Annotated in this window: 10 protein-coding genes and 1 tRNA gene; 9 read left to right on the top strand and 2 right to left on the bottom strand. The window is 73.5% G+C overall.

Going from position 1 to position 13,421, the window contains the following annotated elements:
• Nucleotides 1-24: 24 nt before the first annotated feature.
• Nucleotides 25-915 (bottom strand): helix-turn-helix transcriptional regulator, encoded by an 891-nt coding sequence (locus tag AB0L33_RS11480; protein WP_365680008.1) that lies wholly within the window; start codon nt 913-915, stop codon nt 25-27.
• A gap of 189 nt (nt 916-1,104) precedes the next feature.
• On the opposite strand from AB0L33_RS11480, the gene AB0L33_RS11475 reads away from it, so the two are divergent.
• The 8 genes from AB0L33_RS11475 (at nt 1,105) to AB0L33_RS11440 (ending at nt 11,918) form a co-directional block, all read left to right on the top strand.
• Nucleotides 1,105-2,472, top strand: coding sequence for an MFS transporter (locus AB0L33_RS11475; protein ID WP_365680152.1), 1,368 nt, complete (start codon nt 1,105-1,107; stop codon nt 2,470-2,472).
• A gap of 157 nt (nt 2,473-2,629) precedes the next feature.
• On the top strand, nt 2,630-2,863 hold the full coding sequence (locus tag AB0L33_RS11470) for a hypothetical protein (protein ID WP_018103228.1): 234 nt from the start codon (nt 2,630-2,632) through the stop codon (nt 2,861-2,863).
• A gap of 114 nt (nt 2,864-2,977) precedes the next feature.
• A tRNA-Ala gene (locus AB0L33_RS11465) sits at nt 2,978-3,050 on the top strand.
• A gap of 291 nt (nt 3,051-3,341) precedes the next feature.
• Nucleotides 3,342-6,209, top strand: coding sequence for a leucine--tRNA ligase (gene leuS, locus AB0L33_RS11460; RefSeq protein ID WP_365680005.1), 2,868 nt, complete (start codon nt 3,342-3,344; stop codon nt 6,207-6,209).
• A 138-nt stretch (nt 6,210-6,347) separates the two neighbouring features.
• Nucleotides 6,348-7,079 carry a hypothetical protein gene (locus AB0L33_RS11455; RefSeq protein ID WP_365680003.1) on the top strand — a complete coding sequence of 244 codons (732 nt, stop codon included), beginning with the start codon at nt 6,348-6,350 and terminating at the stop codon, nt 7,077-7,079.
• A 152-nt stretch (nt 7,080-7,231) separates the two neighbouring features.
• Complete coding sequence (locus AB0L33_RS11450; RefSeq protein WP_365680000.1) at nt 7,232-8,077, top strand: DegV family protein; 846 nt, start codon at nt 7,232-7,234, stop codon at nt 8,075-8,077.
• A 497-nt stretch (nt 8,078-8,574) separates the two neighbouring features.
• On the top strand, nt 8,575-9,279 hold the full coding sequence (locus AB0L33_RS11445; protein WP_365679997.1) for a helix-hairpin-helix domain-containing protein: 705 nt from the start codon (nt 8,575-8,577) through the stop codon (nt 9,277-9,279).
• Between the two features lie 374 nt (nt 9,280-9,653).
• Nucleotides 9,654-11,918, top strand: coding sequence for a ComEC/Rec2 family competence protein (locus AB0L33_RS11440; protein WP_365680150.1), 2,265 nt, complete (start codon nt 9,654-9,656; stop codon nt 11,916-11,918).
• Between the two features lie 32 nt (nt 11,919-11,950).
• On the opposite strand, the gene AB0L33_RS11435 is transcribed toward AB0L33_RS11440, so the two are convergent.
• The gene (locus AB0L33_RS11435) at nt 11,951-12,406 is read right to left on the bottom strand and encodes a pyridoxamine 5'-phosphate oxidase family protein (RefSeq protein ID WP_365679995.1); all 456 of its coding nucleotides are present in this window, start codon (nt 12,404-12,406) and stop codon (nt 11,951-11,953) included.
• Nucleotides 12,407-12,507: 101 nt separating this feature from the next.
• Between AB0L33_RS11435 and AB0L33_RS11430 the strand changes: the two genes are divergently transcribed.
• Nucleotides 12,508-13,317 (top strand): arylamine N-acetyltransferase, encoded by an 810-nt coding sequence (locus AB0L33_RS11430; RefSeq protein ID WP_365679993.1) that lies wholly within the window; start codon nt 12,508-12,510, stop codon nt 13,315-13,317.
• Nucleotides 13,318-13,421: the final 104 nt, after the last annotated feature.

Below are 13,421 nucleotides of genomic sequence, written 5' to 3'. Positions count from 1 at the left end.
GGGGCGGGATTTCCGCATGTGCGATCACTCACCACGCGTGCCCCGGTGGTACGCCCGCAGGGCGGCGAGCACCTCCCGGCTCTCGTCGTCGGCCGGGGTGTACGTGACGATCCGGCATTCGGGCAGCCCGTTGATGGTCAGCGACACCGAGGTCATCCGTATCTCACCGGCCACCGCCCAGTGCCGGAAGGTCTTTACGCGCCGCCCCGGCGGCACGACGTCCCCGCTGCGCCACAGCTTCGCGAAGTACGGGCTCGCCTCGGACAGCTCCGCGATGAACGACTCCCACGCGGGCTCGCCCACATGGCGCCCGTAGCCGCTGCGCAGGGTCGCCGCCATCAGGGGCAGCTCCTGTTCGCGGTGCACGACCGGGCAGTCCTCCTCGGACGCGGTGAAGAGCGACCACAGCGCGTTGCGGACCTTGGTGCCCCGCATGACGGGGATGCCGAAGAGGTCCCGATAGCCCGGGTTCGTCGCCAGCACGTCATAGCGCGCGTTGTAGACGACGGCGGGCAGCGGGTCGAGCGCGTCGATGATGCCCTGGACCTCCTCGCCGACCTCGAACGTGTCGGACTCCCTCCCCGGCAGGAAGGCGACGCCCGCCAGCTCGTACAGGTGCTCGCGCTCCGGGGGATCCAGCCGCAGCGTCCTCGCGACCGCGTCCAGGACCTGCGGGGAGGCGTTGATCGGGCGGCCCTGCTCCAGCCAGGTGTACCAGGTCACGCCGACGCCGGAGAGCTGTGCGACCTCCTCGCGCCGCAGGCCGGGGGTGCGCCGCCGCAAACCGGGGGCCATGCCCACGTCGGCCGGGGTCACCCGGGCCCGGCGGCCGCGGAGGAAGGCGGCGAGCTCGGGCCGCTTGCCGTGCGACGGTCCGCTCCGCCGCGTGTGCTTCTGTGTCGTCACCGTCGTCACGCCCCCATCGTCCGTGCTGCGCCCCGGAGTTGCCAGGTGGTGCCAGTACCAGCATCAGCGGGCTCTCGTTACCCGTATGCGTACGGCGCCAGCCTGGAGCCCATGACCGCGACATCCGAGACGGCGGCCTCACGCTCCGTCACCAGTAGAACTCCCGCCACTGACAAGACCCCCGGCCGGCTGCTCGCCGTGGTGCTCACGGCCCAGTTCATGGCGATGCTCGACATCTTCATCGTGAACGTCGCCGCCCCGACGATCCGTGCCGAACTCCACGCGTCCGGAGCCCAGTTGCAGCTGGTGGTGGCCGGATACACCATCTCGTACGCCGTGCTCCTCGTCGCCGGCGCGCGGCTCGGCGGGGTGTTCGGCCACGGTCGCGCGCATCTGGCCGGGCTCGCCGTCTTCACCGCCGCCTCGCTCGCCTGCGGACTGGCCGCGGACTCGGGTCAGCTGATCGCGTTCCGGGTGGTCCAGGGGGCGGGCGCGGCGGTCATGATCCCGCAGGTGCTCAGCCTGATCCAGCAGCACTTCACCGGGGCGGCGCGGGTGCGCGCGATCGGTGCCTACAGTGCCGTGCTGGCCACGGGGGCCGCGGCGGGGCAGGTCGTCGGCGGGGTGCTGGTGAGCGTCGACCTGTTCGGGGCGGGCTGGCGGCCGGTCTTCCTGGTCAACGTGCCGATCGGGCTCGTCCTGCTGGTGCTCGGCGCGCGGGTGCTGCCCGGCGAACCGCCCACCGGCGAGGGCCGGCGGGAGGCGCGGGTGCGCGGCTTCGACCCGGTGGGCCTGGTCCTTCTCGCGGTGGCCGTCACACTGCTGACCGTGCCGCTGGTGCTCGGCCAGGAGCTGGGCTGGCCGGACTGGACGTGGGCCTGCCTGCTCGCCTGCGTGGTGGCCCTCGCCGGCTTCGTGGCGTACGAGACACGGCTCGCCGCGCGCGGGGGTGCGCCCCTGATCGCGCCCCGAGTGCTCCGGTTGCCCGGAATCGCCGTGGCGGCGGTGCGCATCCTGCTGGTGATGGCGGCCAACGCGGGCTTCCTCTTCACGCTGACCCTGCACCTCCAGGGCGGTCTCGGGTACTCGGCGCTGCACGCCGGGCTGCTGTGCGCGCCGACCGCGGTGGCCTTCGGCGCGGCCGGGCTGACCTGGCGGCGGTGGCCGGCGCGGCTCCAGCGGTACCTGGTGCCCGGCGGGTTCGCCGTGCTGGCCGCCGGTGTGACGGTGACCGGTCTCGTGCTGCGGGGCGGGGGCGACGGGGGCGTCGCGCTGTACGCGGGTTTCGTGCTCATCGGCGGGGGTATGGCTCTCGCGTTCAGCCCCAACCTCGCGGGCGCCCTGGCGGACGTACGGCCCCAGGACGCCGCCGACGCTAGCGGTGTGCTGGTGACCGTGACCCAGCTCGGGCAGGTCATCGGCGTCGCCGCCGTCGGCACCCTCTACCTCGACCGCCTCGGCACGGCGGGGCCGCAGGGGTCGGGGCACGCGCTGTGGGTCTGCGAGCTGGCCCTTGCCGCGGTGGCGTGCGCGGGGGCCGCGGCGGGGCTCGTACGACGGCGGTGACGGGCGGGAACGGCGGTCGGCTGACCCCCTTGCGGGGTCATGGCAGAATCGGACCGCCGGAGGGGGCGACGGACCGAACGGGAGGGTGTGCGCGATGCCTGGGAGCCGCCACGAGGTCCCGCAGCCGCCTTTCGTCCGCCGGGGCCGGAGCTGATCCATGGGTGCACACAGGCGGAAGTGCGACTGGTGCGGCAGCGGTACGCCCATCGTCAGGGACATGGACCCGGTCAACGCGGACTATCAGTACTGGTGCGAGGAATGCGCGCGGGCGCTGATCATAAAAGGCGACCCCATCGAGACCTACCGGGAGCTGGAGGGGGAGCCGATCTACGGCCGGCTCCTCGAGGAGCACTGCACCCTCAAGCGCTTCTACTCCTTCGCCACGGCCTGACCGCTTCCCCTCCTCCGGCGGGGGAAAACCGGACGGACCGGAATCGATTTGGTGGACGGCCGGGGTGACCGGTACTGTTCTCGATGTCGCCAGGGAGACCGGGCGGCACGACGAGGGGCTATAGCTCAGTTGGTAGAGCGCTTGCATGGCATGCAAGAGGTCAGGAGTTCAATTCTCCTTAGCTCCACAGTGAAGAAGGAACGGCGGGCCATCCGATTCGGATGGCCCGCCGTTCTGCGTGCGGAGCCCGGTCGACGGTTATCGCCCGGAGGGAGACCGGCTCGGTGCGGTACCCTGACGCCATGCGTGCCGTAGCCCTTCTGCTTAGCGAGCCGCGCTGATCAGTCCCGACCGGTGAGAACGCCTGGTCGGCATCAGCGCGGCGTCCCCTCCTGTGCGAGGGGATTTTTCGTTTCCAAGGACGTGTGTCCGTAGACGTGGATGCCGGCAGATGACGATCGATGGAGCTTTGAGGATCATGAGCGAGACGAATTCCGCAGCGGACGCCGCTGCGCCGCACCGCTACACGGCAGCGATGGCCGCCGACATCGAGGCACGCTGGCAGGACTTCTGGGACGCCGAGGGCACGTACGAGGCGCCCAACCCGACCGGTGACCTGGCGGGCGACCCGGAGCTGGCCGCCAGGCCCAAGAAGTTCATCATGGACATGTTCCCCTACCCCTCGGGTGCGGGGCTGCACGTCGGCCACCCGCTGGGCTACATCGCCACCGATGTCTTCGCCCGCCACCAGCGGATGACCGGGCACAACGTGCTGCACACCCTGGGCTTCGACGCCTTCGGCCTGCCCGCCGAGCAGTACGCCGTGCAGACCGGCACGCACCCGCGGGTCTCCACCGAGGCCAACATCGAGAACATGACGGCGCAGCTGCGCCGCCTGGGCCTGGGCCACGACAAGCGCCGCTCGTTCGCCACGATCGAGTCCGAGTACTACAAGTGGACCCAGTGGATCTTCCTGCAGATCTTCAACTCCTGGTACGACACCGAGGCGGACCGCGCCCGGCCGATCGCCGAACTGGTCGCCCAGTTCGAGAGCGGTGAGCGCGCCACCCCCGACGGCCGTGACTGGAGCGCGCTGACCGCCGCCGAACGCGCCGACGTCCTGGGTGAGTACCGGCTGGCCTACGCGTCCGACGCGCCGGTCAACTGGTCGCCCGGCCTGGGCACCGTCCTGGCCAACGAGGAGGTCACCGCCGACGGCCGCTCCGAGCGCGGGAACTTCCCCGTCTTCAAGGCGAAGCTGCGCCAGTGGAACATGCGCATCACCGCCTACGCGGACCGCCTGCTGAACGACCTGGACGGGCTGGACTGGCCCGAGGCGATCAAGCTGCAGCAGCGCAACTGGATCGGCCGCTCCGAGGGCGCGCGGGTCGACTTCCCGGTCGACGGCGCGGGCAGCGTCACCGTCTTTACCACCCGCCAGGACACCCTGTTCGGCGCCACCTACATGGTGCTGGCGCCGGAGCACGAGCTGGTCGAGCGGATCATCCCCGCCGCCTGGCCCGAGGGCACCCACCCGGTCTGGACGGGCGGCCACGCCTCCCCGGCCGAGGCGGTCACCGCGTACCGCAAGCAGGCCGCCGCCAAGTCGGACGTCGAGCGGCAGGCCGAGGCCAAGGACAAGACCGGTGTCTTCACCGGTGCGTACGCCACCAACCCCGTCAGCGGTGAGCAGATCCCCGTCTTCATCGCCGACTACGTCCTGATGGGTTACGGCACCGGCGCGATCATGGCCGTACCGGCGCACGACGCGCGTGACTTCGCGTTCGCGCGCGCCTTCGAGCTGCCGATGCGCTGCGTGGTCGAGCCGTCGGACGACCGCGGCACCGACGCCTCGACGTGGGAGGACGCCTTCGCCTCGTACGACGCGAAGCTGGTCAACTCCGCCAACGACGAGATCTCGCTGAACGGTCTGGGCGTCGTCGACGCCAAGGCCCGCATCACCGAGTGGCTGAAGGAGCACGGCGTCGGCGAGGGCACCGTCAACTTCCGGCTGCGCGACTGGCTGTTCAGCCGCCAGCGCTACTGGGGCGAGCCCTTCCCGATCGTGTACGACGAGGAGGGCATCGCCCACCCGCTGCCCGAGTCGATGCTGCCCCTGGAACTGCCCGAGGTGGACGACTACTCGCCGCGCACCTTCGACCCGGACGACGCCGACACCCAGCCCGAGACCCCGCTGTCGCGCAACGCCGAGTGGGTCAACGTCACGCTGGACCTGGGCGACGGGCCGAAGAAGTACCGCCGCGAGACCAACACCATGCCCAACTGGGCCGGTTCCTGCTGGTACGAGCTGCGCTACCTGGACCCCAACAACTCCGAGAAGCTGGTCGACCCGGCCATCGAGGAGTACTGGATGGGCCCGCGCGAGGGACAGCCGACCGGTGGCGTCGACCTGTACGTGGGCGGTGCCGAGCACGCCGTGCTGCACCTGCTGTACGCGCGCTTCTGGTCCAAGGTGCTGCACGACCTGGGTCACGTCTCCTCCGCCGAGCCGTTCCACAAGCTGTACAACCAGGGCATGATCCAGGCGTTCGTCTACCGGGACAGCCGCGGCATCGCCGTCCCGGCGGCCGAGGTCGAGGAGCGCGACGGGGCGTTCTACTACCAGGGCGAGAAGGTCTCCCGCGTCCTGGGCAAGATGGGCAAGTCCCTGAAGAACGCCGTCACGCCCGACGAGATCTGCGCCGAGTTCGGCGCGGACACGCTGCGCCTGTACGAGATGGCCATGGGCCCCCTGGACGTGTCGCGGCCCTGGGACACGCGTGCGGTCGTCGGTCAGTACCGACTGCTGCAGCGGCTGTGGCGCAACATCGTCGACGAGGAGACCGGCGAGGTCACCGTGGTCGACTCCGAGCCCGACGAGGACACGCTGCGCGCGCTGCACAAGGCCATCGACGGCGTCGGCGGCGACATGGCCGGGATGCGCTTCAACACGGCGATCGCCAAGGTCACCGAGCTGAACAACCACCTGACCAAGGCGGGCGGCCCGCTGCCCCGCCCGGTCGCCGATGCCCTGGTGCTGCTGGTGGCGCCGCTGGCCCCGCACATCGCCGAGGAGCTGTGGCACCGGCTGGGCCACACGGAGTCGGTCGTCCACCAGGACTTCCCGGTGGCCGACCCGGCGTACGTCGTGGACGAGACCGTGACCTGCGTGGTGCAGGTGAAGGGCAAGGTCAAGGCGCGTCTGGAGATCTCCCCGTCGATCACCGACGCGGAGCTGGAGGCCCTGGCCCTGGCCGACCCGGCCGTCGTCGCCGCGCTGGGCGGCGCGGGCATCCGCAAGGTGATCGTCCGCGCGCCGAAGCTGGTGAACATCGTTCCGGCCTAGTCACCGCCGCGGGGTGGGGGCTTTCCCCTACGGGCAGGTTGGGGGTTCCGCCGGAACCCCCAACCTGCCCGTTCCGTTTACGGTGGAGAGGACCGGTGTAGGTGTACCGGAGGCCGTCACACCATTCGAGGGGCGCTCATGGAAGCCGTCATCCTGATTCTGGGGCTGCTCGTCGTCGCCTTCATGGCGCTGGGCGTCTACGCGACGGTCAAGGTCGTCGGTGCGGCCCGGCGCGGCGTGGACCGCACGATCACACAGGCGCGCCGCACCGTCGAGGACACCACCCTGCGGGCCAAGAGCTACGGCCAGCTGGGCGTCGGTGGTGAGCTGGCACAGCTGCGCCTCTCGCTGCGCACGTCGATGCGCGCCACTCAGGACGCCCTGCGGGCGGGCGCGGCCGAGGACGCTTCGCTGTCGGAGTCCCTGGGGCTGTTCGACCGGCTCAGCGTGCACGGGCTCGAACTGGACGCGGAGCTGAAGGCGCTGGAGCGCGAGCCCGACAAGGCGACGGTGTCCTCGCGGCTGCCGGGCCTGAAGGAGCGCACCGCGCAGATCACCCGGTCCGCCGACTCGCTGCGCTGGGCCGCCCGTGACCGGGCCCGCAAGTTCGCCGACGACGAGCTCTCGGCGCTGAACGCGCAGATCGACATGGAGGCCGGGGCCCTGCGGCACTGGACCACGGCGGATTCGGCGCCGGGTCCGGCGCCGGAGTGGGGCGGCGGAGCGGACGCGCCGACCGGAGTGCGACCGGACTCCGGTGCGCCGGACGAGGACCGGAGGAAGCAGCCCGAGGCCATCACCGCCCGGGACCCCCGGCGGAGCAACGCCTACCCGTGGCAGAAGGCGGCCCGGCCCGAGACCACCAACTGAGCGGGGCGTGCCCGGCGGGCCGGCAGGGCCGCGCCGGGGGAGGCGACCACCGGTGACCGGGGGTGGCAGGATGCGATGCGAAGCGATCGTGACTGATCACTCGCGCGGGGTCGGACTGCCTGCCCCGGTCGCCTGCGGGTAACCTCCGGGGCATGTCCCGCCATGTCGCGATCGTCACCGATTCAACGGCCTACCTGCCGCCCGACGCGATGCGGCGGCACGGCATCACGGCGGTGCCGCTGACCGTGGTGCTGGGCGATCAGGCCCTGGAGGAGGGCACCGAGATCTCAGCCCGGTCGCTGGCCCTGGCCCTCCAGAAGCGCCGTTCAGTGACGACCTCCCGGCCCAGCCCCGAGGTCTTCGCCGCCACCTACCGGGCCGTCGCGGAGGCCGGTGCGACCGGTATCGTCTCGCTCCATCTGTCCGCGGAGTTCTCCGGTACGTACGACGCGGCGGTGCTCGCGGCGAAGGACGCCCCGGTGCCGGTGCGCGTGGTCGACACGGGGATGGTCGCGATGGCCCTCGGCTTCTGCGCCCTGTCCGCCGCCGAGACGGCGGAGGCGGGCGGCGGCCTGGACGAGGCGGTGGCGGCCGCCGAGAAGCGCGCCTCGGGCACCTCCGCGTATTTCTACGTCGACACCCTGGACTACCTGCGCCGGGGCGGCCGGATCGGCGCCGCGCAGGCCCTGCTCGGCTCGGCACTCGCGGTGAAGCCCCTGCTCCAGCTCGACGGCGGCCGGATCGAGTTGCTGGAGAAGGTGCGGACGGCCTCGAAGGCCATCGCCCGCCTGGAGGAGATCGTCGCCGAGCGCGCGGGCAGCGGGCCCGTGGACATCGCGGTGCATCACCTCGCGGCGTCCGAGCGCGCGGAGCGGCTGGCCGGGCGGCTGCGGGAACGCGTGCCCGGCCTCGCGGACCTGCATGTCAGCGAGGTCGGCGCGGTGATCGGCGCGCACACCGGGCCGGGGCTGCTGGGCGCGGTGGTCTCGCCGCGCTGAGGCACCCGATCGCCGGGTGAAGGGGTCACTCTCCGGAGTGGCCGACTTATACACAATGAGCTCGTTGTCCACGGAAATCTCCCGCGCTCAGCGGGATTCGGCGGGACTGCCTAGCGTCCTGATCCATGGCCTTCCGATCACATCGTGCAACCAGCGGACCCGGCGGACCGGGTGCGGGCCCCGGCCGCGCCCCGGATTCCGACGGGCGCCTGCGACGAGCGGCGCGCCCCGGACCGGGCCGCCGACGCCGGACCACCGCCCGCGCGGAGGCGGTCGCGGCGGCGCGCAGCAGGGCCGACGCGCTGATGGCCGGCGGGGGCGAAGGGCGCGTCGCGCGGTGGGGGGTCGGCGCCGCGCCGCCCGTGGCTGCGATGCCTCCGGAGGCGGCGGGGCCACCGCCTTCCCTTTCCGCTCCGGCTTCCGCGGCGCCCCGTGCCTCGGGTGGTGGTGGGGAGGCGCCTGCGGGCGCGGCGCCCGTGGGGCGGTGGGAGGCGGCCGTGTTCGCGGTGCGGGAGCGGCTTCCGATGTGGGTGCAGCTCCGATGCGGCCTGGAGCCGAAGACCCTTGCCGCGCTCGTCGTGGTCCTGGTCGCGGCCGCCGTGTTGGCCGGGACGCACTTCTGGTCCGCTCGGCCCGAGGGGGTCCGCGCTCCGGACATGGCGGGCGAGGGGGTGCACGCGTCGGCGCCTGTGCCGGAGCCGGACGCGGGGGCTGAGCCGGAGCCCGGCGGGCGGCCCGAGCCGTCCCCCGGTCCCGCTGCCGGGCCGGGCGGGCAGATCGTGGTGGACGTCAGCGGGAAGGTGCGCAACCCGGGGCTGCGCCGGCTGCCCTCCGGATCGCGGGTGGACGACGCGCTGACGGCGGCGGGCGGGGCGCGGCCCGGGACGGACCTGGCGGGGCTCAACCGGGCCCGGGTGCTCATGGACGGCGAGCAGATCGTGGTGGGCGCTCCAACTGGCCCCGCCCCGGCCACGGGTCCCGGGGCGGGGGCCGCTGGAGCGGAGGCGACCGGACCGGTGAGCCTCAACTCCGCGACGGCGGAGCAGCTGGAGGGGCTGCCGGGCGTCGGCCCCGTCCTGGCCCAGCACATCGTGGACTACCGCACCCAGCACGGGGGCTTCCGGTCCGTGGACGAACTCCGCGAGGTCAACGGGATCGGCGCCCGCCGGTTCGCGGATCTCCAGCCCCGGGTCCGGCCGTGAGCGCGGCGGGCGCCCTCGGGGTGCCGGCTCCGAGCGCGGTGGCGGAGGCCCACGAGGAGCGGGACATTCACGCGGCGTCGGGCCGACGGCTGGGGCTCTCCGACCCCCGTCAGGAGGGTCCGGCCGACCTCCGGCTGCTCGCCCCGGCAGCGGCGGCCTGGGCAGGCGCCGGGCTCGCGGTGGGCGCCCCGGGGCGTTGGGCGGCGATGGGGGTCGCGCTCTGCCTGGGGACGGCGATGGTGCTCCTCGCGGTGGGGCTGCGGCGGTCCCGCGGGGAGGCCGACAGTGGGGTGCCGAGTGGGGGCGGCGGAGTCGGTGGTGCCGGGGCGTCGGGCGTGGGCGGCGCCGCCGGAACCGGGAGTGCGCGGGGGCGGTTGCGGGCGACGGCCGTTGCGGCGGTGCTGCTCTGTGGGGCGGCCGGGGCGGCGTCCGCCGCGCTGCACGGTGCCGACGCGCGGCGGGGGCCGGTCCCCGGGCTGGCCCGGCAGTACGCGCGCGTCCAGGCGGAGATCGTCCTCACCTCGGATGCCCGGCGCACGTTCCCCCGGGTGCGCGGGGACCACAGCACGCCCGCCTCCCTGCTCCTGGACGCGGAGGTCACCCGGCTGACGCGGGCCGACGGCACGGCCGTGCGGCTGCGGACACCGGTCCTGGTCATCGTCCCGCCGGGCGGCGCGGCGGCGGCCTGGCAGCGGCTGCTGCCCTCCACCCGCCTGCGGATCGCCGGTCGGCTGGCACCTCCGCTGCACCAGGGCGAACGGGTAGCCGCCGTGCTGCGGCCCGACGGCAAGGCCCCGCCGAGGGTGACGGGGCCGCCGAGCCTCCTCCAGCGCACGGCGGGGCGGCTGCGCGCCGGGCTGCGGGAGGCGACCGACGGACTTGGCCCCGACGCGCGGGCGTTGCTGCCCGGCCTGGTCGTCGGCGACACGTCACGGGTCACCCCCGAACTGCACGACGCGTTCCGGGCGACCGACCTCACACACTTGATGGCCGTGTCCGGTTCGAACCTGGCGATTCTGCTCGTTCTGCTCATCGGGCCGCCCGGCCGTGCGCTGCGAGCCGAGCGCGGGGGACTGGCGCCCAGGCTCGGGATCTCCCTGCGGATGACGGCACTGCTCGGCGGTGGGCTCACGCTCGCCTTCGTCCTGGTCTGCCGGCCCGAACCGAGTGTGCTGCGGGCCGCCGCGTGCGGGCTGATCACGCTCCTCGCCATCGGCACCGGGCGGCGCCGGACACTGATTCCCGCGCTGTGCGCCGCGGTGTTGCTGCTGGTGCTCTACGACCCGTGGCTGGCGCGCAGTTACGGCTTCGTGCTGTCGGTGCTGGCCACCGGCGCCCTGCTGACCCTCGCCCCGCTCTGGGGCGAGGCACTGCGCCGGCGCCGGGTGCCGCCACGGCTGGCGGAGGCACTGGCCGCCGCGGCGGCCGCGCAGGCGGTGTGCTCGCCCGTGGTGGTGCTCCTCGCCTCCCGGGTGAGTCTGGTGGCCGTCCCGTGCAATCTGCTGGCGGAGTTCGCCGTGGCGCCGGCGACGGTCCTCGGGTTCGCCGCGCTGGCCGTGGCACCGCTGGCGATGCCGGCGGCCGGGCTGCTCGCCAGGATCGCGGGGTGGCCGGCCGGATGGATCGCCTCGGTGGCCAGGACCGGAGCCGCGTTGCCCGGGGCGGAGACCGACTGGCCCGACGGCCTGTCCGGGGCCGTGTTGCTGGCCGCCGTGGTCCTGGTCCTGGTCAAGGCCGCGCGCTGGGCCGGGCGGCGGCCCTGGGTCTGCTCGGCCGCCGCGCTGCTGCTGGTCCTCGCGGTGCTCCGGCCGGCGCCGCTGACGCGGGTGCTGACCGGGTGGCCGCCGCCGGGCTGGGCGTTCGCCATGTGCGACGTCGGCCAGGGGGACGCCCTGGTGCTCGCGGCGGGGCGTGGCACCGGCGTGGTCGTGGACGCCGGTCCCGACCCCCGGCTCGCCGACCGGTGTCTGCGCGAACTGGGCGTCAGCCGCGTCCCGTTGCTCCTGCTCACCCACTTCCACGCCGACCACGTGCGGGGGCTCCCCGGGGTGCTGCGCGGCAGGGCGGTGGGCGCGATCCAGACGACGAGCCTGGACGAGCCGCCGGAGCAGGCCGCGTTCGTCCGGAGAACGGCGGCGGGGGCCGGTGTGCCCGTCCTGCGGGCCGTCCCCGGGGAACGGCGGCGGATCGGCGGGCTGGACTGGCAGGTGCTGTGGCCTCCGGGCGCGGCAGGCGGGGGCGCGGCGGCCGGGCCGGTTCCGTACGCCGCCGCGCAGGACCCGAACGATGCCAGCGTCACCCTGTTCGTACGGACCGGCGGGCTCACGCTGCTGCTGCCGGGCGACCTGGAACCGCCCGCCCAGCAGGCGCTGCTGCTCAGCCACCCGGAGCTGCCCCGGGTGGACGTGCTCAAGGTCGCCCACCACGGCTCGGCGCACCAGGACAGCGCCCTGCTGCGGGCTGTCCGGCCCCGGTTCGCGCTGGTGAGCGTGGGCCGGGACAACCCGTACGGGCACCCGGCGCCCAGGACGGTCGACGCGCTCGCGGAGGAAGGGGCGGTGGTGCTGCGCACCGACAGGAACGGGGCGATCGCGGTGACGGGTGCGGGAAGCGGGCTGAAGGCGGTGGGGCGGTCATGACGGGGCACGGGGCGAGGCGACGGCCGGAGTTCTCAGACCAGCCACTGCCCGTCGGCCATCAGGTCGCGGCCGGGCTGCTCGTTGGACTCCCGCCAGGCCCGGACCGCGTACGGGGTGAAGCGAAGGTAGACCCAGGCGGGGCGCCCCCGCAGGTCCCACGAGAACTTCGCGGCGAACGCGTCGCCCGACGCGGGCGGAAGGTCCGCACCCTCCACCACCTCGCCCGTCGCCTCGATCATGACCACGTCGCGGGTGTGACCCAGGGCGATGTGGGCCAGGCCGTCCGGCGACAGGTTGACCGCCGTCGGGTTGGTGCGCCGGGTCGCCATCAGCAAGGTGCCCCCGTCCCACACGAACCACAGCGGCACCAGGGTCGGCGCCCCGCCGGAGGAGGCGGTCGACACCCAGGCGTCCGTGTCGTTCTCCAGGCGGTCGAGTACGTCCTGCTTGCGCTGTGCACGGCTGCGCGCCGGTTCCGGAAGGGGCATGCGGCGCACGCTAACCCGGGCCCCGCTCGTGCGACACCGTCGTCGGTCCTAGGACCAGTGGCGCATGGCACGCGGCCGGTGCGGCGGCACAGACTGGTCCCATGGACCCGCAACTGCCGCAGACCATCGACGCCTATCTGGACCGCATCGGGGCGGTCAGGCCCGCCCGCCCGGACGCCTCGGCGCTGCGGGAGCTGCAAGTGCGCCACCTCGTCGCCGTGCCCTTCGAAAACCTCTCCATCCACCTCGGCGAGGACATCGTGCTGGAGGACGGACCGCTCCTGGACAAGATCGTGGCCCGCGAGCGCGGCGGCTTCTGCTACGAACTCAACGGCGCGTTCGCCGTACTGTTGCGGGCGCTCGGTTTCCGCGTCGACCTCCTCCAGGCCCGGGTCCACGGGGACGGGGGACGGCTCGGCATCCCGTACGACCATCTGGCGCTGCGCGTCGAGACGGAGGACGGGACCGGGCCGTGGCTCGCCGACGTCGGCTTCGGCGACCACGCCAGGCACCCGCTCGCGCTCGACGTCCGCGCCGACCAGGAGGACCCGGGCGGCGTCTTCCGGATCGCCCCGGTCACGACCGGCGGCGGGGAGTTCGGGGACCTCGACGTCCTCCGCGACGGCAGGCCCCAGTTCCGGCTGGAGCGGCGGCCCAGGGAACTGGCCGACTTCCGGGGAGGCGCCTGGTATCACCGCACCTCGCCCGACTCCCACTTCACCCGGGCCCCGGTGTGCTCGCGCAGCACGGAGGACGGCCGGATCACCCTCAGCGGTCGCAAGCTCCTCACGACGGTGGGCGGGGAGAGGCACGAGAGGCCGCTGGGCAGCGACGACGAGGTGCTGGCCGCCTATCGGGACCACTTCGGCCTGCTCCTGGACCGGCTCCCCGGAAAAACGGACCTTCGGTAACACCTGCGCCCAAGGTGACGTCAGCCGCTCTGTTTGCCTCGAACGCCTCAATGGTGGTCGAATGCATGCTCGTCGGCGGGCCGCTGCTCCGACAACGACGTCTG

The sequence above is a fragment of the Streptomyces sp. NPDC052299 genome, from assembly GCF_040679335.1.
In the GTDB taxonomy this organism is placed as follows: Bacteria; Actinomycetota; Actinomycetes; order Streptomycetales; family Streptomycetaceae; genus Streptomyces.
The sequence above is the reverse complement of the archived record's forward strand: the minus strand, read 5'-3'. Positions and strand labels throughout refer to the sequence as shown.

What these genes read in the sequence shown, in the direction of transcription:
- AB0L33_RS11435 (WP_365679995.1), bottom strand. Translation starts at nt 12,406, where the DNA reads ATGCCCCTTCCGGAACCGGCGCGCAGCCGTGCACAGCGCAAGCAGGAC.
- AB0L33_RS11470 (WP_018103228.1), top strand. Translation starts at nt 2,630, where the DNA reads ATGGGTGCACACAGGCGGAAGTGCGACTGGTGCGGCAGCGGTACGCCC.
- AB0L33_RS11455 (WP_365680003.1), top strand. Translation starts at nt 6,348, where the DNA reads ATGGAAGCCGTCATCCTGATTCTGGGGCTGCTCGTCGTCGCCTTCATG.
- leuS (WP_365680005.1), top strand. Translation starts at nt 3,342, where the DNA reads ATGAGCGAGACGAATTCCGCAGCGGACGCCGCTGCGCCGCACCGCTAC.
- AB0L33_RS11450 (WP_365680000.1), top strand. Translation starts at nt 7,232, where the DNA reads ATGTCCCGCCATGTCGCGATCGTCACCGATTCAACGGCCTACCTGCCG.
- AB0L33_RS11430 (WP_365679993.1), top strand. Translation starts at nt 12,508, where the DNA reads ATGGACCCGCAACTGCCGCAGACCATCGACGCCTATCTGGACCGCATC.